Source organism: Acinetobacter lactucae (assembly GCF_001605885.1).
In the GTDB taxonomy this organism is placed as follows: domain Bacteria; phylum Pseudomonadota; class Gammaproteobacteria; order Pseudomonadales; family Moraxellaceae; genus Acinetobacter; species Acinetobacter lactucae.
On the sequence record NZ_LRPE01000039.1, the window covers coordinates 93,621 to 117,097 of the forward strand.

Below are 23,477 nucleotides of genomic sequence, written 5' to 3' on the forward strand. Positions count from 1 at the left end.
TATACTTAGTGGCAATTTTTCTCATAAATTCGTGGATGCTACATGAGTCGCGCCATCTCGCACATTGATACATTTCAGGGCTTAATTCTTGCCCTACAAAACTATTGGGCCGAACAAGGCTGCGTCGTATTACAACCTTACGACATGGAAATGGGCGCTGGAACATTCCACACCGCAACATTCTTACGTGCTTTAGGGCCTGAGACTTGGAATGCTGCATACGTTCAACCTTCACGTCGTCCCAAAGATGGCCGCTATGGTGAAAACCCGAACCGTTTGCAACATTACTATCAGTTCCAAGTGGTACTTAAGCCAAACCCAGACAACATCCAACAGCTCTATCTTGATTCTTTAAAAGCAATTGGGATTGATACGCTTACTCACGACATCCGCTTCGTAGAAGACAACTGGGAATCTCCGACATTAGGTGCTTGGGGCTTAGGTTGGGAAGTTTGGCTTAATGGTATGGAAGTGACTCAGTTCACTTACTTCCAACAAGTCGGTGGCGTTGAGTGTTACCCAGTGACAGGCGAAATCACTTACGGTTTAGAACGTCTTGCAATGTACCTTCAAGGTGTTGACTCGGTTTATGACCTTGTTTGGACGAAAGGCCAATTCGGTACTGTAACTTACGGTGATGTATTCCATCAAAATGAAGTTGAGCAATCGACTTATAACTTTGAATACGCTCCAGTTGAAAAACTATTTGAACTGTTTGATTTTTACGAATCAGAAGCAAACCGTTTAATTGAAGCAAAACTTTCTCTTCCTGCGTATGAGCAAGTTGTTAAAGCGTCTCATACCTTTAACTTGCTAGATGCACGTGGCGCAATTTCTGTGACTGAGCGTCAACGTTACATTTTACGTGTACGTACTTTAGCGCGTGCAATTGCACAAAGTTATGTACAAGCACGCGCAGAGCTTGGCTTCCCAATGGCAGAACCACACTTACGTGATGAAGTATTGGCACAGTTAAAAGCACAAGCTGAAAGTGAAGCAGCAAAGGCGGAGAAAAACTAATGAGCAAACATACTGTTTTATTCGAACTTGGCTGTGAAGAACTTCCACCAAAAAGCTTAAAAACTTTACGTGATGCTTTAGAAGCAGAAACGGTAAAAGGCTTAAAAGATGCGGGCTTAAACTTCGCATCAATTGAAGCTTATGCAGCTCCACGTCGTTTAGCGCTTAAAATTGTAGATATCGATGCTGCTCAAGCTGATACACAAAAACGTTTTGACGGCCCTGCCGTTCAAGCGGCTTATGATGCAGAAGGCAAACCGACTAAAGCGCTCGAAGGCTTTATGCGTGGTCAAGGCATTACTGTTGATCAGCTTTCTACATTCCAAGCAGGTAAAGTTGAAAAAGTTTGCTATTTAAAAGATGTGAAAGGTCAAAGTCTTGATGCTTTACTTCCACAGATTTTACAAACTGCATTAGACAATTTACCAATTGCTAAGCGTATGCGTTCTGCTGCAAGCCGTACCGAATTTGTACGTCCGGTGAAATGGGTTCTCTTACTTAAAGATGACCAAATTATTGACGCAACTATTCAAGATCACAAAGCTGGTAATGTGACTTATGGTCACCGTTTCCATGCACCTGAAGCTGTGACTTTAGCGCATGCAAATGACTACTTAGCTGCTTTAGAAAAAGCTTACGTTGTTGCGAACTTTGAAAAGCGTCAAGCAACCATTCAAGAACAAGTGAAAAAGTTAGCTGATGAAGTTAACGCAACTGCGATTGTTCCAGCTGACTTACTTGATGAAGTAACAAGTCTGGTTGAATGGCCTGTAGCTTTACGTGCAACTTTTGAAGAACGCTACTTAGCTGTTCCTCAAGAAGCACTCATTACAACGATGCAAGACAACCAGAAGTATTTCTGTTTGATCAATGCGGAAGGTAAATTACAGCCTTACTTCATTACTGTTTCAAATATTGAGTCTAAAGATCCGACTCAAATTATTGAAGGTAACGAAAAAGTTGTTCGTCCTCGTTTGTCTGATGCTGAATTCTTCTTCTTACAAGATCAAAAGCAACCGCTTGCATCTCGTAAAGAAAAATTAGCAAACATGGTATTCCAAGCACAGCTTGGTACGCTTTGGGACAAATCAACACGTATTGCAAAACTTGCTGTAGCTTTATCTGCAATCACTGGTGCAAACCCAGCCGATGCTGAAAAAGCTGCATTACTTGCTAAATGTGACTTAACCTCTGAGCTTGTAGGTGAGTTCCCGGAACTTCAAGGTATTGCGGGTACTTACTACGCACGTATTGAGGGTGAAAACACTGAAGTTTCAGAAGCTTTAGGTGAGCAATATTTACCAAAATTTGCTGGCGATGTTTTACCAAAAACCAAAACAGGTACAACCATTGCCCTTGCTGACCGTTTAGATACCCTAGTTGGTATTTTCGGTATTGGACAAGCACCAACAGGTTCTAAAGACCCGTTTGCTCTGCGTCGTTCAGCAATTGGTATTTTACGTTTAATCATTGAAAATGAGCTAGACGTAACAATTGAAGAATTAGTGAATCTTGCGCTTCAAGGTTATGGCGATATCGTTAAAGACCACGATAAAACTCTTGCTGATGCTGTTGCATTCTTGGAAGGTCGTTACCGTGCTAAGTACGAAGATCAAGGCGTTGCTGTTGACGTACTTCAAGCAGTTCAAGCACTCGCACCAAAATCTCCACTTGATTTTGACAAGCGCGTAAATGCTGTTAACCACTTCCGCACATTACCTGAAGCTGCTGCACTTGCTGCTGCGAACAAACGTGTTGCTAATATTCTTGCAAAAGAAGCAGCACCAGAAGGTTCTGTAGTTGAAGCAAACTTGGTTGAAGATGCTGAAAAAGCATTATTTGCTGAACTTCAAGCAGTGACACCTGTGGTTGAACCATTACTTGCAGCAAAAGACTACACTGCTGCACTCTCTAAGCTTGCAGCACTTCGCGCGCCGATTGATGCATTCTTTGATGGCGTAATGGTTATGGCAGATGATGCTGACCTAAAAGCAAACCGTTTACGTTTATTGGCTCAGTTACGTAACTTGTTTACAGCTGTGGCTGATGTGAGCGTGTTGCAAGGCTAAGCCTTAATTGGTTGTAAATTAATGAGAACCCCTCTATAAATTAGTGGGGTTTTTTAATATTAAGAATAAATCAGCAGTTATCATAATGAATACCACTTCAATTAAAAAGTTTTACCGTATAGATGCTTACCTTGTTCTTTGCCACACTCTTTTGATGGCATTCGGTTATGGTCTATGGAAGCTATATCCTCATATAAAGACCAAACCAGATATGAGCGGCCTGTTCTTTATGATTATCTCTATTCTAGGCGGTTTCGCAGGGCTGATTATGCTAGCTATAACTTTGCCTCGTTTAGATCGTTCTGTTCATAATTTATCAGTGAACAAATTTATTTTGGCTCTGCTGTATTGGGTTTCTAGTACCATTATTTTCGTACTATTTGGCATCAGCAAATTCTTCTTCAATAATCCGCTAGTTTTGCTGGTTTTTGTTTTGGTTTTTTTCAGCAGTGTTTATCTTTCGGTGATTCGCCTTGCAGATATGCGTAAAAAAGACTGGTTGATCTTAAGCGGAATTTTTGGAGCTATTGTGCTGTTCTTCTTTTTGCCAGAGCTTTAGAAAATGGCTTAATTAAAGATTCTAAGCTTGTAATGCTTTGCGTACTTAACAATACCTTCTTTGATGGCGTAATGGTAATGGCAGATGATGCTGACCTGAAAGCAAACCGTTTACGTTTATTGGTTCAATTACGTAACTTGTTTACTGCTGTGGCTGATGTGAGCGTATTTCAGAGTTAAGTATTTATAATACTTGATCTTTTTAATAAACCCCGCTATAAAATTAGTGGGGTTTATTTTTTGAGCAAATAGAATGCAAGCTAATTATAAAGTATATGATTTTGAAAAAAGTCGTGAAAGAATTGATGAGATATTAGATGCTTCTGATAATAATTATATCGAAAGTAATCAAATTCCTAGTATTGATAACTTAACCTATACCAATGGCTATCATATAAACTGCTCTGCCTTATTCATAGATATACGAGGTTCAAAAGAATTAGCTACTAAACATCAAAAGAAAGTATTAGCAAAAATTTATAGAGCTTATATTTCAGAACTAGTTGCTCTTTTTAACGGAAATCCAAATATTAGACAAATCTATATTGAAGGTGATTGCGTTTGGGGCGTTTTTAATACAGAAACAAAATCAGAAATCGATAGAGTCTTTCAAACTGCCTACGAAGCAAACTCATTAATCCAAACTTTAAACATCAAATTAAAGAAGAAAGGATATACTCAACTTTCAGTTGGTATGGGCCTCCACTATGGACAAGCATTAATTATAAAAGCTGGACATAAAGGAAGTGGTATCAATGAAGTTACATGGATTGGTGAGTTGATTGGAAAGACAGCACAATATTGCGGTTATGCTAATAAGGGGTACAGAAAAACAATTATATTATCTGATATATTCCATCAGAATTTAAATGAACATAACAGGGGATTATGTCAAAAAATAAATTATACAGATTATCATGAGTCTAATGCAGTCAGTACATATATGAATAATTGGGTTTCACAAAATGGATAAATCCACATTTTTGCAATCTGCCATTCAAGATACTCAACAAAATATTCGTGCTATTGATTTTAAAATCGGAGCATTATTAGCAGGTTGTATTGTTCCTTTCCCGCAGATTAGAACAATTTATGAATTTTTAAACTCTAATGGTCTATGGTGGCAACAAGGGTTGGCTTGGCTTATCTTTGCAATTTGGCTTATTGCTGTTTTAATCTTATTAGCAGCTCTTTCAGCAATTGATAATCCAAGTAAACATATAAATGACGGCTATGCTCAGAAAGGTACCTATTATGGGGGTGGAACTTTTAGATTTAATTTGATTAATGGTTTTTTTCGTACTGACATTCGTGCCAATCAAACAGTTTTAGATTACTCTAATGAATTAGATGATTCTAACTTTCCTTTTACTAAAGAATTAGTATTTGAACATCTTAAACTAATTTATATTCGTGATTTAAAGTTATATAGACTTAAGTTTGCTGTAAGTTTAATCGCGTGTCTAATTGTTACTGGCTCAATATCTTTCCTTTTTGCACCAAATATCAAAAAAGTTGAAGTTGAACCCAAAAAGACTATGCCTCAGAATTCAAAATCAATCCATTAAAAAATTAGAAATTAATTCTCTTATATAAAAGAATTAATTTCTTCTAAACTTTTCGACGGCTCAAACCACATAAAATCATAATCAGCCACATCATGAATATAAAATGGGTCATTTTTCATGATTGCTTCAGCTTCTTGAATCGAAGAGCTTAAAACTAAAATTACCCCACCTACTCTATTTTCTCGACGTCCCGATGCTAGAAACTTCTTTTGCTCATAGTAGTGATCTAAAAATGCAATATGCTCTTTGAGTACAGCATTAACTTCGGCTAATGGTTTTTTATAGGTCAAGGTAACAACAATCATTTCATTCTCTTAAAACAAGTAGCGCATGACATAGCTTATTCGATAGTACGCCTATTCCCCCAATTCATCCATACCAAGCTCCCCACAATAATCACTCCACCTAACAGCACCATCATTGATGGTTTTTCATTTAAGAAAACAACGGCTAAACTCATCGCGACAATCGGCGAACAATATAAAAAATTCGATGCAATCGTTAACGGCATATTTTTAAGTACATAGCCCCAAAGTACATACGCCATCGCACTTGGGAAAATACCCAATAAGACAACCGACATATTGGCTTGCCAAGTGGCATGTAAAATCTCATCAGGCAAATGAGCACTATAAAAAAGTAAAGGAATGGTTCCGAACCAAATGATGTAGCACATCATGCTCAAGGCATCATAATTTAAAGCAAATTTCTTATATAAATTAAAGTAGAGACCCCATGCAATTGCAGCTAAAACAATCAATAAACTATAAGGACTAGGTACACCAAAACCATGATCTCCACTGACCACCAACACGGCGCCGCCCAGTCCCAACAAAATACATAACCATTGTTTGAAACTGATTTGTTCCTTAAAAAGCAAAGCTGAAATAATAAATGTAAATAACGGAATAGATTGACTTAAAATGCTGGAGGCAACCGCAGTCACATATTGCTGCCCTGTATTTATCAGCAAATGATGCAGAGTTACAGAGAAAAAACCTAATACAGCAAGTGCAGGAGCATCTTTCCACTTTAAAGGCTGAATGCCTTTTTTCATGACCAAAAGCAGTAAAAAAAATGATGCGATCAAAAAGCGGAGCAAGGCAATGTGCTGCGGTGTATATGAATGCAAGGCACTATGTACGCCAATAGGTGAATAGCCCCAACAAAAGACAGTCACAGCAATACATAAATAGAGCTTAAATGCGGGAGGCTGGGTTTCGGCAGCAAGAGAAATTGCCATGTTAAATCTGCACTAATGAAATGGAACTCTTTCATCATATGCGCATGGATAGTTGAATAAAATTAACTTATATTGAGTTTAATATTCATTAAAAGTGAATGATAAAACATGGATATCGCTCAGTTAAAGATGTTCCAAACCGTGGTTGAATGCGGAACAATGGCAAAGGCATCAATGCAACTGCATTGTGTACCATCCAACATTACGACACGGATTAAACAACTCGAAGAAGAGCTTGGAGCACCTTTGTTTTATCGAGAAGGAAAAAGTTTAAACCTCACTCCATCAGGAGAAATTTTCCTAAATTATTGCCATAAAATTTTAGCGTTATGTGATGAGGCAAAACGTAGTATTCACCCTGATGCACCACCCTCTGGCCCACTCAAAATTGGAGCGATTGAATCGTCTGCCACAACTCGTCTGCCTAGCTTACTTGCGAAATATCATCGGCGCTATCCAGAGGTTTCCATTCAAATTATTACAGGTACATGGAAACAGCTATTAGTCGATATTTCTCAGCATAAACTCGATGGTGCGATTGTCGCGGGTAATATTGATTTTCCAATGCTTAATAAACTCAGCATTTACCAAGAAGACATGGTCTTAATTGCATCTCACTCTTTGGGAGAAATTAATTGCCAAGAAGACCTCATAGGCAAAGAAATCTTTATGTGGACTGAAGGCTGCCCTTACCGTGCAGCCCTCGAAGAATGGCTTAAACTGAAAAATATCTCTCTTCCCATCACTAGCATTACCAGCTATGCCACGATTATTGGCTGTGTGAGTGCAGGCTCAGGGGTGGCCTTAGTACCTAAGAGTATTTATGAGCAATATAAGAATTTAGCCCATATTCAAAGTTATAAGTTTGAATATCTTTCCTTTATGCAAAATCACTTTTTCTGGCACAAAAATGTGAGTAACCATAAAGCTCGAGATATGTTTATAGAATTAATTAAGTCTGAATTTTGTTTGTGAGTCATTGGTCTCATTGTTTTACTACTATTAAATGATGATTTATCGTAATCAAATCGTATGGGTTTTATCTCATTGCAGTACAAGCTTTATTTTTAACAGTAAGATCACCACTTCATCTTTTGATTCTGGTTGGGGAGATTGATCCATATGAAAACCTTACAAGTGTTATGCGTTGCAAGTTCTATATTGGCTTCATCAACCTTATTTGCAGAAACAACACAGCCACAACAAGTTGTTGAAACGACACCCAAAACACAACCTTATGGTGACAATCCTAGCTTAGGGCGCGTACTGTTGTATAAAACAGGCAAAGGCATACAAAATTTAGGAAACTCTATTCAAGGTGCTTCTGAAAAAACATCGAATAAAATTAGTGAGAAATGGCAAGACACCAAAGAATTTACTGCTGAAAAAGCAGAAGTCGTTCAACAAAAAGCAGATACAGCCAAAGTATTTACTGAACAGAAAATAGAGCAAGCCAAACAAAATATGACCAGTAGCCGAAATGGTGAAAATATTCCGATCGAGCAAGGTGAATTAAGTAAGTCGAGCACAACAGCTAACTAATTTTTTGGATAGCGCGATAAATTCGCGCGCTTATAAACACAGATATTCATCTAGAAATAATGTCATTAACTATAAGAAAGCTAGGAATTTGCCCTATGAATAGTCAAAAACTCCTCTTTTCAACATTATGCTGTTTAGCATTAACTGCATGTGCGACCTCTGCACCTCCTTCTTCTTCCTCTTATTCTCAAGCGCAAGTTTTAGAACAAGATACGAATATTGAGGCTTATCCATCCACCACAGGTAATGTAGCCAAACTCATTAAACAAGATAAACAAGCTTGTATGATTGAATTTACAGGATACTTAGGAGGTGGACATGTGACTGAACACTGGGTATTTAATGATAAAGGACTAATTTCAGCTACATCTTTCACCCAACAATACCCTGATGAGTCAGGTATATTAAATCAAGCAACAAACTCTACAACCAAAAGCTCAACCACTTTTAATATTCACGATCCAGAAATTCAGAATAATTTTAAAAAGCTTCAAAACAACTTTAATCCCGCGAATTTAGAGAAGTGTAATTAATACTTTTTCATAAAAAGCCCGTTGCAGAAGTTACCTTTTGCAACGGGTTATAGCTATTTAAAATTTCTTGGACCTTATTTTAAAAATTATAAATAAGCGATTTAGTTAATAGTTAAACCATTTGTTGCCGCTAACAAATCAATACGAGGGAAAACCAAGCCTGTTCTTGAATCAGTAACTGGCTTACCTGTCGTTTTTAAACGGCTAATGGTTTGATCAATAGTTTCTGCTGGACTCACACTATTCGCTCGTAATAAAGCAAACGTACCTGCCACATGTGGTGCCGCTTGAGATGTACCGCCCATGGTATAGCCCCCTGCGGTAATCAATGCACCTGGCGCTAATAAAGTCACCAGCTTACCTCCATTACTAAAGCAGGTTACCTTGTCGGCTGCTGTAGTTGTATCCGTACAATTACTCCATGATAAACCACCTAGGTTACTGTCATAGACAGCTCCCACTCTTACTGCGCCAGCAACACAAGCAGGAGATGAAATTCCATCTGAAAATGCATCATTACCTGAAGCTACCACCGGGACCACGCCTGCAGCTCTCGCATTAGCAAATGCGGTTGCATAACTGCTATTACTACACTCTGAAGTGTATTTAACGCCCGGTACGCCAAGGCTTAAATTCACCGCTTTGATGTTATAAGTTTGGGCATTATTTACAGCCCAGTTAATCCCCGCAAGAATATCACTATCATAGGCAGTACTAACCCATTTACCTTGGGATCTGACCTTTCTAAAAACATCAATGCCTATAATTTTAGTCTTAGATGCAACTTTAGAGACAATCCCTGAAACATTACTACCATGACCATCATCATCTAAAGTGCTGTCATCTGGTGCACTATCAAATGAATAAGCAACCCGACATGTGTTTGATGGTGTATTTACTGCCGTACACCCAAAGTCAGAGTGAAGATAATTTACGCCTGTATCAATCACTGCCACACTAGAGCCCTCACCCGTGAAACCATTGGTGTTTGCTTGTGGTTGATTAATTAAAGGTAAACTTTCATTGGTTGTAGTACGGTTAATACGATTTGGATAAACCGCTTTAACATTCGGATCATTTAATAAAGAGACTAAAGCTTCGCGATTACTAATCCGATAAAAAGCTAAAGGCAGATTATTATAGTCTCGAAGCACTTGGATGCCGCCAGCCCGGTTAAATCTTGCCTGTATATTCTTTTTATTCGTTGCAATATAACTTCGCCGTTCTAAACCGGAAGGCACACTCACCGAAGGAATATTATATTCAACAATTAAATCATTAGATTCATTGGTGACCAAGGCATCTAAATCGATTTTACCCTGAAGCACTTTTTGTTTTGCTGCCTGATTTAACTGCTGTTTGGCTCCCTTAGAATCCAAAGGAAGAGCGAAAGCTGTTGTACTTAATATTGTAGATAGACCTAATAGTAATAACGTTTTACTTTGCATTATTTTTCTCCGCAGTTCTCTGGTAAAGAACATTTGAACGTCTAGTATTTCTTGGATAAAGAAGACTAGATTATTTAAAGTGTTTTAATTTCATTAGCAGGATCTTTTTCTGGATCAATCGGTTGAATAGAAAGATCACTTTTTGTGTCATAAAAAGGAACAGTATCTGCAGATACTGGTTTAGGTTGTGTTGAATTTAAAGGTACGTTTTTAAGTTGAGTAGGCTCCTTAAGTTTAGAATGTAAAGATGAAGTGTCTGATTGTGATGAATTCGGCTTGGGTAAGGCAGAATTGAACACATCAGATGCACCGCTTGATGGCTTAAAATAGAGAACAACGGCGACTAAGCCGAGTAATACGACAAGGGAAGCAATAATTTTCATCATTTAAGATCTCTGTTTTTTTGTTTATAGACATCTATTTTTATTTTTGATTATTCGAAATAAAGTGCTATTTCTTTAGATACATTTCATGTGAAATTTCTATTTCATAAAATATAAACATTAGAAAAGCTAAAGTACCTTTTCCCGAATAAGCAAAAATATAGTTCTGCCCTGTGCATTTATATTTCTGGCAGAATATGGTTCAAAAAAGTGCTAAAAAGCGCTTTATTCTCATAATAAGCAATAACTATGCCGTTTCCACTAACAAATAATGAGACTCAAATCATAATTAGAGATATAGGTACAGGATGATAAAGAAGAGTAATTTTCAGAAAAGTTAAAATTTGCTGTTAAAAAAAGAAAAGACAAAATTAGACCAGTTTAATTAGCATAACTAACAAATAAACATTCTTTTTCACTTTATTATTAATTTTTATTAATCTTCACAATTTATCCCTAGTCTGTTTACTAAGCGTAACACTGTTGTAACATTTTGATGAAGTGAGTTCCCAAGCCTATATCACCTTGGCTATGATTCGTTTGCGTTTATGAAATACCTCACTAAAAAGGTATATTCTTTGAAGGATATCGCAATGAAAATGATGAAAACAGCTATCGTTACTGCAAGTGTTCTTGCTTCTGCCTCTATTTTTGCACAAAGTGCAGGCGTTAATGCAGGTGCTTCTGCTCAAGTAAATGTACAACCGGGTGGTCTTGTTAGTGGCGTAGCCAATACAGTCAAAAATACTGCACACACTGTAGGTAGCACAGCTAAGCATGCTGGTCATGTAGCTGCTGACACTACGGTTAAAGCAACTAAAAAAACAACAGGAAAAGTGACTGAACTTTCTTCTAAAGCTGCAAATGGCACTAAGCATTTTGCTAGCGAAGCTGCGACAGGTACTAAAAATGTAGCAACTAAAGCTGCAACTGGTACTAAACATTTTGCTACCGAAGCAGTAACAGGAACTAAAAATGTAGCGACTAAAGCTGTAAACGGTACTAAAAATCTAGCAGTTGAAGCAAAAGCTGATACAAAAGCAAGTGTTGATGCTGTAAAAGCTAAAGTTGCAGAAAAACAAGCTGACCAAAAAGAATTTACTGCTGAAAAACAAGCTAATGCTCAAGCGCATGTAGATGCAGTAAAAACTCGTGTAGCTCAAAACCAAGCTGAGCAAAAAGAATTTGTAGCTGACACTAAAGCTGATGCTCAAGCAAAGTTAAATGCAGCTCAACCAGCACATGCAATTAACGCTCAAACTGGTGTAAATGTGGGTGTTAACGTTGGCCCTGTTGGAGTTAACACAAACGCAAATGTAAATGCTGGTGCTCAAGCGTCTACACAAAAAGCTGAAAAGAAATCTTGGGTTAAAGGTCTTTTCGGTACTAACTAATAAATCACATAAATAAAAAAAGGGCAATTCATTGCCCTTTTTTATTTCTCAAAAATCAAGCATTCAACTCATTTCAGTTAAAACTAAACCCGCACGCAAACCAGTTTTCACATTTGGATTTGGAAATAAAATCCAGACCTGATCTTGCTCAACCACATAATTACCAGAAGGTTGAGTCGCAATGATTTCCCCTTTAGTAAAAGTCGAAAAATTTGGAGCCTCAGCCGATAAATTCATCTGAAAATCTTCATCTTTTTTAATTAAAGAATCAGTTACTTTAAAGACCCGAATTTTTGTTTTATTACGTGGTGGCAAGTCTTGATCAGAAACCACATGTCGAATAACTTCATCAATTGCTGCAAACTGGCTCAGGTCATTTTGTCCAAATGGTAAGGCTTTGCCTAACTCTAAAGTTGCACTCGCAGCCTTAAAATTTTCACTCGTAAAATGTGTAAACGTTTTACCTACCGCATTGTGATAAACCAAAGCATCTAAATCAGCTGCTTCCAGACTTGCTTTTAAATCTGCATCATAGCCATGCGTTTGATATGGAAATAAAGCGAAAGTAGGCAATAAAGAGGCACGAATTGCGGTGTGCAAATCATAGTGATAACGTTTTGCCTGACTCGAACTTTCCTGAAAGAAAGTGGCAACTGTCTGCTCTAAAACTTCAGCGCGCTTAGATTCTTCAGTCACAGTCAGATTTTTATACCCACCACAGAACATGCGGTTTACATCGTCATGCACATAGCGTTTGCCTTGACGCATTGCATAAGGGTTCCCCAATACAAGCAGCAACCTCACAGCAAGCTTTAAACGTCCTGCGAATAAATCTGTGCAAAGATGAGATAATAATTCAATTGGTGCTGTTTCATTACCATGTACTCCAGCTGACAGTACGACGGCTTTGTCGTACTGTGTGTTTGGCGTACATTCAAGAAGTCCCTCACCCAGCCAACGCCAAGAAAAATTATCTTGTTTTCCTTCGCGGGTTGTAGGCTGCTCACCTTGTAAGGTTAATGCTAGAAAATCTTGCATGTCACCTCCTCATTATTTTTGGAAAGGATAAACCGAACCCAAACCTAAAATTTTGGTTAGCTCGTCAAGTGCCATACGACTTTCCATTAACAAATGCGGATCAGCCAAATCTTCTTGTGCTAAACGATCACGATAATGTTTATCTACCCATTGATTGAGCGTGCTAAACAATTGATCATTCATTAGTACTTTTGGATTTACAGCGTTTAACTCAGTTTCGTTTAAAGCTACACGTAAACGTAAGCAAGCCGGACCACCACCATTACGCATACTTTCACGTAAGTCATATACCTGAATAGCATCAATTGGTGTGCCCATCTGAATCATGTCATTCAAATAGCCCCACACTGCTGCATTTTGACGAGACTCTTCTGGTACAACAATGGTCATTCCACCATCTGGACGAGTCAAAATTTGGCTATTAAATAAATAGGTTGCTACGGCATCATCAACGGTAACACGGTTTTCAGGGACTTCAATTGAAATAAAGTCTTCACCGATGCTTGCCATTTTTTGACGAATTTCAGCAAAAGCCTGATCTTGATTTAAAAAGGCATGTTGATGATGGAATAAAACCTGTTGGTTACTTACTGCGATCACATCGTTATGGAAAACTCCCTGATCAATCACATCAGGATTTTGCTGAACAAAAACGGTATGTGCATCATCTAAACGGTGCAAACGTGCAATTGCTTCACTCGCCTCGCGCGTCTGACGAGCCGGATAACGTTTTGGTCCCGGTAGGCCATTATTTAAATGTTGTTGACCATAAACAAACACCTGAACACCGCGCTTAGCATAATCACCACCTAAACGATTATGATTTGCTGCACCTTCATCACCAAACAAAGCCACTTGTGGCAATGCTTCATGGTGTACAAAGTGGCGTTCATTTTTAAAGATGGCTTGTAAAACTTGGCTTGTAGTTTCAGCTTCAATTGAACGATGAAACTTATTGTTCAGGTTCGCTGCTGTAAAATGCACGCGCTCATCTTGACTATCTGCCGAAGGTGAAACAGTAGCTGCATTGGCAGTCCACATTGGAGAAGCTGAACTTAAAGATGATAATAATTCTGGTGAATGACGCATTGCTTGAGCAATAACACTAATGTCATCTCCCGTAAAACCTAAACGACGTAACATTGGAACATGTGGACGCTCATGCGGAACAAGTACACCTTGTTTCATCCCCATGTCAGCCAAAGCTTTCATCTTTAGCAAACCTTGTTTAGCTGCTAATTTGGGGTTCGAGGTATTATTACGGTTTTTCGTCGATGCTTCATTACCAAACGATAAACCCGCGTAGTGATGCGTTGGCCCCACTAAACCATCGAAATTTACTTCATATCCTTTCATTTTTTCTTTCCTTAGTGTTTAAGGCAACACAATCCCTGGAGATAATTTTTCTGGTAAGGTTAAGCTGTCACTTTCAAGTGATGCCATCGGCCAAGCACAATAGTCAGCAGCGTAAAAAGCACTCGCGCGGTGATTACCAGATGCTCCGACACCACCAAATGGTGCAGCACTTGAAGCACCAGTTAATGGCTTATTCCAATTCACAATACCTGCACGCGCTTCAATGAGTAAGTCATCAAACAGTTCACGCTTTGGAGAAACCAAACCAACCGACAAACCAAAACGAGTGGCATTCGCAATTTTTAATGCTTCTTCAAAGTTGTCATAACGCTGAATTGTGGTAAGCGGACCAAAATATTCTTCATCCGGAATATCTTTCACGCCTGTTACATCAACAATACCCGGGGTAAGTAATGAGCTCTCTTGTTGTGGACGCGTCATTGCTAATAAACTTTTTGCACCAAGCTCAAGTAACTTTTGTTGAGCATTCATCATGTTTGTTGCGGCAACTGACGAGATTACCCCACCCATAAATGGTTGTTGCTCATCGTTCCAACTACCAACTTTTAGGTTTTTAGCAACTTCAACAAAACGTTGAATAAATGCATCACCTTCAGCACCATTTTTTACCAAGATGCGGCGCGCACATGTACAACGCTGACCTGCCGAAACAAAAGCAGATTGAATCGTAAGATTCACTACAGCATCAACATCGATAATTTCATCAATAATCAATGCATTATTGCCACCCATTTCAAGCGCAAGAATTTTTTCAGGTGCACCCGCCATTTGTTTGTGTAGGTGATAACCTGTGTTCGCACTTCCGGTAAACAATAAACCATCAATTTCATGTGAGGCAGCCAAGGCTTCACCTGTGGTGCGTCCACCTTGCACCAAATTCATCACACCATTTGGCAGACCAGCTTGTTGCCAAAGTTTTACAGTTTCTTCAGCAGTCCAAGGCGTTAATTCACTTGGTTTAAAAACAACTGTGTTGCCAGCAAGCAATGCAGGAACAATATGCCCATTTGGTAGATGGCCCGGGAAGTTATATGGACCGAAAACTGCAAGTACACCATGCGGACGATGACGTAAAGATGCTACACCATCGGCCATTTCAGTTGAGCTTTCGCCTGTACGCTGGTGGTAAGCACGAATTGAAATCGCAACTTTACCAATCATTGATTGAACTTCAGTTAATGTTTCCCAAAATGGTTTACTGGTTTCTTGGCTAATGACTTCTGCTAAACGCTTTTTATTTTCTTCAAGCAAAGCCGCGAATTTTTCAACAATCGCCACACGCTCTGCAAGTGGTAAACGCGCCCATGCTGGAAATGCAGTACGCGCTGCCTGACAAGCTTGCTCTACATCAGCAGCAGTTGCTTCAGCACCTGACCATACAGTTTGGTTATCAACCGGATTTGTTTTTTCAAATGTTGCGCCGCTGCCTTGTAACCAGACACCGTTTATAAATAAAGAGTTTGACATCAGGATACTTCCATTGGATTTAGTGATAGCACACGAACAACGTGACCTTCTTGTACACCGAGTTTTTCAGCTTGCTCATGTGTTAAATTTATTGTGTTATCAACAAGATCAAGCTTTAACAACATTGCCTTGTAGTCATGATAATTATCATTGGCAACGAGATATTGGGTCTTACCGACCGCAGCTTCACTTGTAATTTTGACGTTTAGTAACTGACTTTCTTTTACTGCTCTCAATTCATCAATATTGGCTTCAATGGTTGGACCCGCATCAAAAATATCGACATATCCTTGATAGCGTAAGCCTTCCGACTCAAGCACATGATAAGCAGGCAAAGTTTGTGGATGCATTTTTCCAATCACCTCTTGCGCGTCTTTTGGCAAGAGATCTACATAGACTGGAAAACGTGGCATAAGCTCTGCAATAAATACTTTTTGCCCAATTCCACTCAAATAGTCTGCTGTTGAGAAATCCATATTAAAGAAATGGTGACCAATCGCATCCCAAAATGGAGAACATCCATTTTCGTCTGAGAAACCACGCATTTCAGCAATTAATTTTTTCTCAAAATATTGCTTAAAGGCAGCAATAAACATAAAACGGATTTTCGATAAGAATTTACCGTTTTGATTTTCACGACGCTCTGGATCTAAAAATAATGTACAGAGTTCGCTACTACCTGTTCTGTCATTACTTAAAAATAAAGTAGGTAGTGACTTATAAACATTTAATGCTTTTGAAGCGTGTACTTGAGTACCAACATGAAAGTTGTACCAAGGTTCAATGAGTCCTACAGCAACTTCAATTGCACTTAACCCAATAACACGTTGAGCTTCTGTATCTTCAAGAACAAACAGATAACCTTGTTCACTTTTATGGACATTGCCATTTAAAGTATTGCGAGTACGTGAAATTCGAGCCGAAAGTGTATCCATATTTTGTGGCAAGGAAGTCAGGCCTACACCCGACTTACCTGCTAATTTATAAATATCTTCAAGGTCTCGAAACTCGGCATGACGGACGATCATCATGGCTAGCTTTCCTTTTTTTTATTTAGCCAACTTTGCCAATGCGCGTTTTAAACGAGCAATTCCTTCATCAATATCTTGTTCAGGAATAATCAGAGACGGTGTAAAACGAACTACATTCGGGCCTGCAATTAAAGCAAGTAAACCTTCTTCACCTGCCCAAGTCGTAATATCTTTCGCTTTCCCTGCATATTCAGCTTTTAATTCACAACCAATCAGTAAGCCTTGACCACGAATTTCTTGAAAAATCGGGTATTCAGCATTTAATTTATTTAATGCGTCAAGGAAATATTGATGGCGGTGCCTTACACCTTCAAGTACTTCAGGTGTATTAATAAATTCAAATACTGCACCCGCAACCGCACTTGCTAACGGGTTACCACCATAAGTCGTGCCATGTGTACCCACTGAAAAATGCGGAGCAAACTTATCGGTTGTTAGCATTGCACCGATTGGAAAACCACCACCTAGTGCTTTTGCAGTTGTTAACACATCTGGAATAACACCAGAGTTCATGTAGGCATAGAGTGCACCGGTACGGCCAACACCTGTTTGTACTTCATCAAAAATTAGTAAAGCACCGAACTCATCGCATAGTGCACGTAAACCTTTTAAAAATTCGATATCAGCAGGAATAACGCCGCCTTCACCTTGGATTGGCTCAACAATCACGGCACATGTTTGTTCATTAATGACCGCTTTGGCAGCGTCTAAGTCATTGAAGGCAACATGGTTAATGCCATTTGGAAGTGGTGCAAAGTCTTGTGAATATTTAGGTTGACCACCTGCTGAAACGGTAAATAAGGTACGGCCGTGGAATGCATTGTTAAATGCAACGATACCACTTTTACCCTCAACACCACTGTCTAAACCAACTTTACGAGCTAGTTTGAGTGCTGCTTCATTGGCTTCTGCACCTGAGTTACAGAAGAATACTTTATCTGCAAATGTATTTTCGGTGAGTTGTTTTGCAAGGCGTAGAACGGGTTCATTTGTATAACCATTGCCTACATGCCAAAGTTTTGTTGCTTGTTCTGTTAAAGCATTTACTGCCACTGGATGCGCATGACCTAATGCGTTTACTGCAATCCCGCCTGCAAAATCGATATATTCTTTATTTTCTTGATCCCAAATACGTGAACCTTCGCCACGTACCGGAATGAAATTTGCCGGTGCAAAAACTGGAACCATCCAGTCGTTAAAGTTGCTTCGAGTTACAGAAATTGGCTGTTCCATGCTTACCTCAGTATTTATTTAATATATTCGATAACACTTAAATTTGAATCATTTAGAAAAAGGGAGTGAGCAAATAAACCCTATAACATCCTTTATATTTGCTCAAACCACTTTTTCTAAAGTAATTTCCGCAGATTAGCCTGGGAAAATACCGCGCTCTTTACGAGCTTTTAAGATACGCTCACATGCCAAGATGTAAGCTGCTGTACGTAAAGTACAAGCGTTGCTGTTTGCAGTATTCCAAACGTCGTCCATAGCTTGAACCATCAATTTGTCTAAACGCTCATTGATTTCTTCTTCAGTCCAGAAGTAGCTAGCCATGTCTTGAACCCATTCGAAGTAACTTACAGTTACACCGCCGGCGTTACATACCACGTCAGGAACGACAACAATTCCACGCTCAACTAAAACGTCTTCAGCTTTCGGATAAGTCGGGCCATTTGCACCTTCTAAAATCAACTTAGCTTTAAGTTTTTGAGCACGTTCAACAGTGATTTGGCCTTCCAATGCAGCAGGAACAATAATGTCAACTTCAGCTGTCCAGAAATCTTCGTCAGCAATTGATTGAGCACCAGCAAAACCACCAACACCTTGGTTTGCATTTACGTGATCACGTAATGCTTCAAGATCAATACCATCAGCATTGAAAATTGTGCCAGTGTGGTCTTGAACATGTGTAACTTTCGCTTTTGATTCAACAAATAAGAAAGCCGCTTCACTACCTACGTTACCAAAACCTTGAATAGCGATTTTCGCACCTTCAATTGGTAAATTGATTTTTGCAGCTACTTCACGACCTGTAACAAATACACCACGACCAGTCGCTTTTACACGACCTAAAGAACCACCTAAGTGAACTGGTTTACCAGTTACAACACCTGTTACTGTATAACCTTGGCTTGTAGAATAAGTATCCATCATCCAACCCATGATATTGGCATTCGTACCAACGTCTGGAGCAGGAATATCTTTTTGAGGCCCAATAATGTGACCAATTTCAGTCGTATAACGACGAGTCAAACGCTCTAATTCACGATTAGATAATTTACGTGGATCAACACGAATACCACCTTTCGCACCGCCAAATGGCAAGTTCAAAACAGCAGTTTTAATTGTCATCCATGCAGACAACGCCATCACTTCATTCAAATCAACATTTGGATGGTAACGAACACCACCTTTACCAGGACCACGAGACAAGTTGTGTTGTACACGATAGCCTTCAAAATGTTGGATAGTACCGTCGTCCATTACGATTGGCACGTCTACAATAAGTGCACGTTTTGGACGTTTTAAAGTGTCGATAAACTCAGCTAAGTGGTCTAAGTACGGAGCAACACGGTCAATTTGTGCCAAGTAAGTTTGCCATGCATCGCTGTGTTCGTTTACGTATGAAAGATCTGACATCTTTTTTCCTATATACCTTCATAGACTCAGATTTGATAAATCCATAGTCTTTATTATTCAGCAACCAAAACCTTGCAATAACAAAGTCTTAGTTTATTTACTAAACCTTCTGCTCTTCTAAAGCATTAGGTTTTTTAAATTCCATTTGTTGATACTAAAAGTATGATCTACTTTTATATATCGATATCTTTTACAAGCTTTCTTTCACTTAACTTACTGTTTATAAAGCTATCTTTATAAAAGCAAAGTTTAACCACAACCCACTTAATCCAGTCGGCTGAAATATAAATACAAAAGAAATGGCATAACCGTTAGGGAGTTAAAAAGAACGATGATTTATCAAAAAATCAGTGTCCATAAAAATTATTTTGACTAATCGATAGATCCCTCCATTAGTCTTTTTAAAAATAAACATTGTTCAATAATGCTACAGATTAATTATCTCTACAGATACCAACTAAAATTGAGATGGCACATAGCGATAAAATCTTCCAATAAATATAGCATATAGCACTCTCATTTAGAACATTTTAAAATAAATAAGCAGAGAAAAAATAATCAAATCGCACTGTTTCTTATAATAAAAAAACAACAAATATTAAAAAAACCTTAACTTTAATAAAAAAAATTTATAGAAAAAATAAAATCATAATTTAAAAAAATACACCAAATTAAAATTATAAATAACAATAACTTAAAAATTATTCACCATTATTAAATTGTTAAAAATTTATACCTCTTCTACATTAAATCTATAATAAATCCATTTCCAATTCATATTTCATAAAATCTAAAAAACCTCTTTATCAAATAACCAAGCTAAACATAGACTTAATCAAATATTAATAATAAATAAATATTAATAAGAATCCGATAAATGGTAATTTTATAAAACAATATTTGTTTTCATGATTAAAAATAAAACTTCATTTTTAAAAAAAATACAGAAAATCTCTCTTTTGTAGTTCCTGTAAGGCACAAAAAAGGCCCCTTTCGGGACCTTTAAAAACACATTTTTTCAACTAAAAAAGCTTAGCCTTGCACTAGATCTTTCTTTCGATAAAAAATGAAATAGCTTGCATAGCAAAGAAGAATAAAAATAATGCAACTAATAAAACCAACGTGCATGGATGGATCAAACACCATACTGATACAGGTAATGATACAGAATAGCCCACCCACAATTGGAGTAAGAGGAAAAAGAGGTGCTGCGAAACGTAAATCTTTTGCTGTTTTGCCTGACTTATACCATTGTCTACGGAAGTTAAATTGTGAAACACAAATCGCAATCCAAACCACAACCATTGTAAAAGCTGCAACACCCAACAAATTCTTAAAAATTGTTTCTGGTGCAAATTGTTCTGAAAGCAAGCCAGGAATTGCCCCAAACATAGTTACAGTAATGGCAACAATAGGTGTTCCCGAAGGAGTTAATTTAGAAAATATTTTTGGTAATTGATTTTTTGCAGAAAGTGACCACATCATGCGTGAGGCAGCAAACAAACCAGAATTTGCAGCAGAAAGTAAAGCGGTAATAATTACAAAGCGAATAATGTCTTCTGCGTAGGGAATACCAATATAATTAAATACAGTCACAAAAGGGCTATTACTTACCTCATTCGCACTAAGTCCTGCGAGTTGGTACGGTAGTAATGAACTAATCACCACAATTGTACCCACAAAGAAAATCAGTAGTCGCCAAATAGCCGCATTGATTGCTTTAGGAACTGTCTGTGCTGGATTTTCAGCCTCCCCAGCCGCCACTCCAATTAATTCTGTACCGGAAAAAGCAAAGTTAACAATAAGCATGGTGGCAAAAATTGGGAAGAGACCATTTGGAAACCAACCGTGAGCCGTCAAGTTGCTAAATAATGGTGCCGTTTCATGCCCTTGGTACGGAATAAAACCAAAAATTGCCAGTAAACCCAATCCAATGAAACAGATGATAGTGATAACTTTGACGAGGGCCAACCAAAATTCAGATTCGGCAAATAATCGAGTTGAACTGATATTAAGAAAAAAGACTAAGGCGCCAAAAAAAAGAGTCCAAGCCCATACCGAGGTAGATGGAAACCATTCCTGTACCAATAAAGCCGCAGCGGTAAACTCAGTTCCTAAAGTTGCAGTCCAAGTTAACCAATAGAGCCAAGTAATCATATAGCCCGTACCCGGACCGATATAACGACGAGCGTACTCCCCAAAAGAACCCGATTCAGGCACATGGACCGCTAGCTCACCAAGACACAACATCACGGTATAGGCAATTAAACCGCCCAAAAAATAAGAAATAATTGCGCCAATTGGGCCTGCTTGGGAAATTACATCACCAGATCCTAAAAAAAGACCTGTACCTATGGCACCGCCAAGGGAGATCATCACCAAATGTCGAGTACTCATTGCTCGTTTCAAAGGTGCAGAACTTCCATGTTGCGATGCATCATTATTCCGATAATTTAATGATTGCATATAAAAAACTGTAACGACAATTTAGTAAAAAATCATTTTAGGAGAAAAAAATAAATATGCAATTATCTTTGAATAATGAACTTATTTTAACCAAACTCTCTACGTTAAAATAAAATCTATATTAAAAACATCTAGTTATATATTTTTATAGTTATAACTGTATTTTAATTAACCCCACATCATTTCTTCAATTTATATCAATTAAAAACCCATTTATTTATAAATATAATATTTATATATATTACTAGATATGCCTAATTTTAATACAGTGAATATGCACACAATAACCGTACTATTTATTTAAATAATGAATTTAAAAAAAATATATAAATAAGTTTATAAAAAAATATTTTTTAAGCAAAAAATAAAGCTCAAACCTAAAGGTCTGAGCTTTATTTAAACACTATCAAGTTTTAATAGTTGATGGTGGTCAACTGTTCTGTAGATTGAATCGAACCTTCTGTAAATTCACACAGCCCTTGTTCATCACAAGATAAATTTAGTTGCTTATAGCTAATCGCAAAAGAGTCAGAATATTTTTTGACTACAAACGGGCTCATATCCGACGTTAAAGGCTCTTCACTCTTGAACAATTTAATGATCTTACGGTCATTCATCGCTAACAAATAAATTTCATTATTTAATTCAATATGCACTACACCTGTGTGTTCAGCCACAATTGGAACCAAATAAGATTTATTCACCAGCAGAGTATCTACCATATAACTTTCAATCTTTGAATTGATGAGGTTGAATACCAAAACTGAACCAAAGCTGGTCTGCAAACCTTCTTTATAATTTGCAGCTTCTTGAATTCGCTGTACTTTAATACCCAACTTTTGAAAGTCTAGCTCAGTTGCTTGCTTCGTCTTTATCAAGCTACGCGTAATAGCCTGTTTAAGCGGGTTATCAAAATAACGTTCATCGAGCTGAAAATCGTTCTGACGCAATATTTTTAACAACATTTCATCATGATGGGTAAGAACATGCGCAAGTACATTACGGAAGTAAAATTTACTTTGCTTTTTGACCTTACGAACCTGCTGATAAAAATAGATTTCATCAAAGTCATGTTCAATAAAATCATGTAATAAACTTGAACTTGCCAACACAGACAATGCTTCATGACCAGTAAATGGCAAATGGATCGTATGTAAGTTTGGTAGCAGCTCTTTTATTTTTAGATAATGTTCACGGTCAGTCGCAAAATACGGATCATAAACAATAACGTATTCACGTGCTGCATCTACATCTTGTGGCTGGATCTGCATGTCTTTGTTTGCTATAGCATCAAAAAACTCGGCATAGCGTCGATCTTCAACCTGCTCAGGATCAATTGAATATTGAGGCACAAATGCAATCACACGATTCATATTCAATAAATTAGAATATTTGATTGCTGCATAGCCGCCCATTGAACCGCCATAACCTACAATATTTTTAAAGCCTTCTAAAATAGGCGTAATCGCTTTTGCCAGCTCAATCATGCTCGCTTGAGGAAACCATGATTTTTGTTTTGGCATTACCCCAATAACATTATATTGGTATTTAATTAGGGACTTTTCAGCATTGATAGATAAGCCACTCGCTCGGGTAATCAAATCGCCAAAAGAGAGAACCAATGTATTAGAATCGCCTGGTAAAAAAATGGCTCTAATGTGTTCGTCTTCAAAAATAATTTGCTTATCCATGCTCACACC

At 37.9% G+C, this 23,477-nt stretch carries 21 protein-coding genes and 1 pseudogene; 10 read left to right on the forward strand and 12 right to left on the reverse strand.

Going from position 1 to position 23,477, the window contains the following annotated elements:
• Positions 1-42: 42 nt before the first annotated feature.
• The 6 genes and pseudogenes from glyQ (at position 43) to AWW73_RS16445 (ending at position 5,215) form a co-directional block, all read left to right on the forward strand.
• Positions 43-1,020, forward strand: coding sequence for a glycine--tRNA ligase subunit alpha (gene glyQ / locus AWW73_RS16425; protein ID WP_002044989.1), 978 nt, complete (start codon positions 43-45; stop codon positions 1,018-1,020).
• Complete coding sequence (glyS, locus tag AWW73_RS16430; RefSeq protein ID WP_062850182.1) at positions 1,020-3,089, forward strand: glycine--tRNA ligase subunit beta; 2,070 nt, start codon at positions 1,020-1,022, stop codon at positions 3,087-3,089. The genes glyQ and glyS overlap by 1 nt, the downstream gene beginning before the upstream one ends.
• A gap of 85 nt (positions 3,090-3,174) precedes the next feature.
• On the forward strand, positions 3,175-3,648 hold the full coding sequence (locus AWW73_RS16435; protein ID WP_001098608.1) for a hypothetical protein: 474 nt from the start codon (positions 3,175-3,177) through the stop codon (positions 3,646-3,648).
• A gap of 53 nt (positions 3,649-3,701) precedes the next feature.
• Positions 3,702-3,827, forward strand: a pseudogene (locus AWW73_RS19325) (hypothetical protein); the annotation flags it as partial.
• Positions 3,828-3,900: 73 nt separating this feature from the next.
• Positions 3,901-4,620: an adenylate/guanylate cyclase domain-containing protein gene (locus AWW73_RS16440; protein WP_062850183.1), complete on the forward strand. Its 720-nt coding sequence runs from the start codon at positions 3,901-3,903 to the stop codon at positions 4,618-4,620.
• Positions 4,613-5,215 (forward strand): hypothetical protein, encoded by a 603-nt coding sequence (locus AWW73_RS16445; RefSeq protein ID WP_062850184.1) that lies wholly within the window; start codon positions 4,613-4,615, stop codon positions 5,213-5,215. Before AWW73_RS16440 ends, AWW73_RS16445 begins: the two co-directional genes overlap by 8 nt.
• 20 nt (positions 5,216-5,235) lie before the next feature.
• Here AWW73_RS16445 and AWW73_RS16450 read toward each other — a convergent pair whose 3' ends face one another.
• Both AWW73_RS16450 and AWW73_RS16455 read right to left on the reverse strand, forming a co-directional pair.
• Complete coding sequence (locus tag AWW73_RS16450) at positions 5,236-5,520, reverse strand: YciI family protein (protein WP_062850185.1); 285 nt, start codon at positions 5,518-5,520, stop codon at positions 5,236-5,238.
• A 35-nt stretch (positions 5,521-5,555) separates the two neighbouring features.
• A complete protein-coding gene (locus AWW73_RS16455) occupies positions 5,556-6,458 on the reverse strand; it encodes a DMT family transporter (RefSeq protein ID WP_062850186.1) in 903 nt (300 codons plus the stop codon).
• A gap of 108 nt (positions 6,459-6,566) precedes the next feature.
• On the opposite strand from AWW73_RS16455, the gene AWW73_RS16460 reads away from it, so the two are divergent.
• From AWW73_RS16460 to AWW73_RS16470, 3 genes are all read left to right on the forward strand, one after another.
• Positions 6,567-7,433 (forward strand): LysR family transcriptional regulator, encoded by an 867-nt coding sequence (locus AWW73_RS16460; RefSeq protein WP_062850187.1) that lies wholly within the window; start codon positions 6,567-6,569, stop codon positions 7,431-7,433.
• Positions 7,434-7,580: 147 nt separating this feature from the next.
• A complete protein-coding gene (locus tag AWW73_RS16465) occupies positions 7,581-8,000 on the forward strand; it encodes a hypothetical protein (protein ID WP_057106044.1) in 420 nt (139 codons plus the stop codon).
• Positions 8,001-8,095: 95 nt separating this feature from the next.
• Entirely contained in the window at positions 8,096-8,533 is a 438-nt protein-coding gene (locus tag AWW73_RS16470) for a hypothetical protein (protein ID WP_057106043.1), read from the forward strand.
• A 101-nt stretch (positions 8,534-8,634) separates the two neighbouring features.
• Here AWW73_RS16470 and AWW73_RS16475 read toward each other — a convergent pair whose 3' ends face one another.
• Together AWW73_RS16475 and AWW73_RS16480 are read right to left on the reverse strand one after the other, a co-directional pair.
• Positions 8,635-9,981 (reverse strand): S8 family peptidase, encoded by a 1,347-nt coding sequence (locus AWW73_RS16475; RefSeq protein WP_016143604.1) that lies wholly within the window; start codon positions 9,979-9,981, stop codon positions 8,635-8,637.
• 74 nt (positions 9,982-10,055) lie between these two features.
• Positions 10,056-10,364 carry a hypothetical protein gene (locus AWW73_RS16480; protein ID WP_081409689.1) on the reverse strand — a complete coding sequence of 103 codons (309 nt, stop codon included), beginning with the start codon at positions 10,362-10,364 and terminating at the stop codon, positions 10,056-10,058.
• Between the two features lie 593 nt (positions 10,365-10,957).
• Here AWW73_RS16480 and AWW73_RS16485 point away from each other — a divergent pair.
• Positions 10,958-11,758, forward strand: a complete 801-nt coding sequence (locus AWW73_RS16485) for a hypothetical protein (RefSeq protein WP_062850189.1) — start codon at positions 10,958-10,960, stop codon at positions 11,756-11,758.
• 63 nt (positions 11,759-11,821) lie between these two features.
• On the opposite strand, the gene astE is transcribed toward AWW73_RS16485, so the two are convergent.
• The 8 genes from astE to AWW73_RS16525 form a co-directional block, all read right to left on the reverse strand.
• On the reverse strand, positions 11,822-12,796 hold the full coding sequence (gene astE, locus AWW73_RS16490) for a succinylglutamate desuccinylase (RefSeq protein ID WP_062850190.1): 975 nt from the start codon (positions 12,794-12,796) through the stop codon (positions 11,822-11,824).
• Positions 12,797-12,808: 12 nt separating this feature from the next.
• Positions 12,809-14,152: an N-succinylarginine dihydrolase gene (gene astB, locus AWW73_RS16495; RefSeq protein ID WP_016143608.1), complete on the reverse strand. Its 1,344-nt coding sequence runs from the start codon at positions 14,150-14,152 to the stop codon at positions 12,809-12,811.
• 18 nt (positions 14,153-14,170) lie between these two features.
• Positions 14,171-15,640, reverse strand: coding sequence for a succinylglutamate-semialdehyde dehydrogenase (gene astD, locus AWW73_RS16500; RefSeq protein ID WP_062850191.1), 1,470 nt, complete (start codon positions 15,638-15,640; stop codon positions 14,171-14,173).
• The gene (gene astA / locus AWW73_RS16505; RefSeq protein ID WP_016143610.1) at positions 15,640-16,671 is read right to left on the reverse strand and encodes an arginine N-succinyltransferase; all 1,032 of its coding nucleotides are present in this window, start codon (positions 16,669-16,671) and stop codon (positions 15,640-15,642) included. Before astA ends, astD begins: the two co-directional genes overlap by 1 nt.
• 18 nt (positions 16,672-16,689) lie before the next feature.
• Positions 16,690-17,904, reverse strand: coding sequence for an aspartate aminotransferase family protein (locus AWW73_RS16510; RefSeq protein ID WP_062850192.1), 1,215 nt, complete (start codon positions 17,902-17,904; stop codon positions 16,690-16,692).
• A 135-nt stretch (positions 17,905-18,039) separates the two neighbouring features.
• Positions 18,040-19,311, reverse strand: coding sequence for a Glu/Leu/Phe/Val family dehydrogenase (locus AWW73_RS16515; RefSeq protein WP_031949472.1), 1,272 nt, complete (start codon positions 19,309-19,311; stop codon positions 18,040-18,042).
• Positions 19,312-20,343: 1,032 nt separating this feature from the next.
• Positions 20,344-21,777, reverse strand: a complete 1,434-nt coding sequence (locus AWW73_RS16520) for an amino acid permease (protein ID WP_062850193.1) — start codon at positions 21,775-21,777, stop codon at positions 20,344-20,346.
• A gap of 413 nt (positions 21,778-22,190) precedes the next feature.
• The gene (locus AWW73_RS16525) at positions 22,191-23,468 is read right to left on the reverse strand and encodes a hypothetical protein (protein ID WP_062850194.1); all 1,278 of its coding nucleotides are present in this window, start codon (positions 23,466-23,468) and stop codon (positions 22,191-22,193) included.
• Between the last annotated feature and the right edge of the window lie 9 nt (positions 23,469-23,477).

Coding starts and splice junctions, on each gene's coding strand:
- glyQ (WP_002044989.1), top strand. CDS start 43: ATGAGTCGCGCCATCTCGCACATTGATACATTTCAGGGCTTAATTCTT.
- glyS (WP_062850182.1), top strand. CDS start 1,020: ATGAGCAAACATACTGTTTTATTCGAACTTGGCTGTGAAGAACTTCCA.
- AWW73_RS16435 (WP_001098608.1), top strand. CDS start 3,175: ATGAATACCACTTCAATTAAAAAGTTTTACCGTATAGATGCTTACCTT.
- AWW73_RS16440 (WP_062850183.1), top strand. CDS start 3,901: ATGCAAGCTAATTATAAAGTATATGATTTTGAAAAAAGTCGTGAAAGA.
- AWW73_RS16445 (WP_062850184.1), top strand. CDS start 4,613: ATGGATAAATCCACATTTTTGCAATCTGCCATTCAAGATACTCAACAA.
- AWW73_RS16450 (WP_062850185.1), bottom strand. CDS start 5,520: ATGATTGTTGTTACCTTGACCTATAAAAAACCATTAGCCGAAGTTAAT.
- AWW73_RS16455 (WP_062850186.1), bottom strand. CDS start 6,458: ATGGCAATTTCTCTTGCTGCCGAAACCCAGCCTCCCGCATTTAAGCTC.
- AWW73_RS16460 (WP_062850187.1), top strand. CDS start 6,567: ATGGATATCGCTCAGTTAAAGATGTTCCAAACCGTGGTTGAATGCGGA.
- AWW73_RS16465 (WP_057106044.1), top strand. CDS start 7,581: ATGAAAACCTTACAAGTGTTATGCGTTGCAAGTTCTATATTGGCTTCA.
- AWW73_RS16470 (WP_057106043.1), top strand. CDS start 8,096: ATGAATAGTCAAAAACTCCTCTTTTCAACATTATGCTGTTTAGCATTA.
- AWW73_RS16475 (WP_016143604.1), bottom strand. CDS start 9,981: ATGCAAAGTAAAACGTTATTACTATTAGGTCTATCTACAATATTAAGT.
- AWW73_RS16480 (WP_081409689.1), bottom strand. CDS start 10,364: ATGAAAATTATTGCTTCCCTTGTCGTATTACTCGGCTTAGTCGCCGTT.
- AWW73_RS16485 (WP_062850189.1), top strand. CDS start 10,958: ATGAAAATGATGAAAACAGCTATCGTTACTGCAAGTGTTCTTGCTTCT.
- astE (WP_062850190.1), bottom strand. CDS start 12,796: ATGCAAGATTTTCTAGCATTAACCTTACAAGGTGAGCAGCCTACAACC.
- astB (WP_016143608.1), bottom strand. CDS start 14,152: ATGAAAGGATATGAAGTAAATTTCGATGGTTTAGTGGGGCCAACGCAT.
- astD (WP_062850191.1), bottom strand. CDS start 15,640: ATGTCAAACTCTTTATTTATAAACGGTGTCTGGTTACAAGGCAGCGGC.
- astA (WP_016143610.1), bottom strand. CDS start 16,671: ATGATGATCGTCCGTCATGCCGAGTTTCGAGACCTTGAAGATATTTAT.
- AWW73_RS16510 (WP_062850192.1), bottom strand. CDS start 17,904: ATGGAACAGCCAATTTCTGTAACTCGAAGCAACTTTAACGACTGGATG.
- AWW73_RS16515 (WP_031949472.1), bottom strand. CDS start 19,311: ATGTCAGATCTTTCATACGTAAACGAACACAGCGATGCATGGCAAACT.
- AWW73_RS16520 (WP_062850193.1), bottom strand. CDS start 21,777: ATGCAATCATTAAATTATCGGAATAATGATGCATCGCAACATGGAAGT.
- AWW73_RS16525 (WP_062850194.1), bottom strand. CDS start 23,468: ATGGATAAGCAAATTATTTTTGAAGACGAACACATTAGAGCCATTTTT.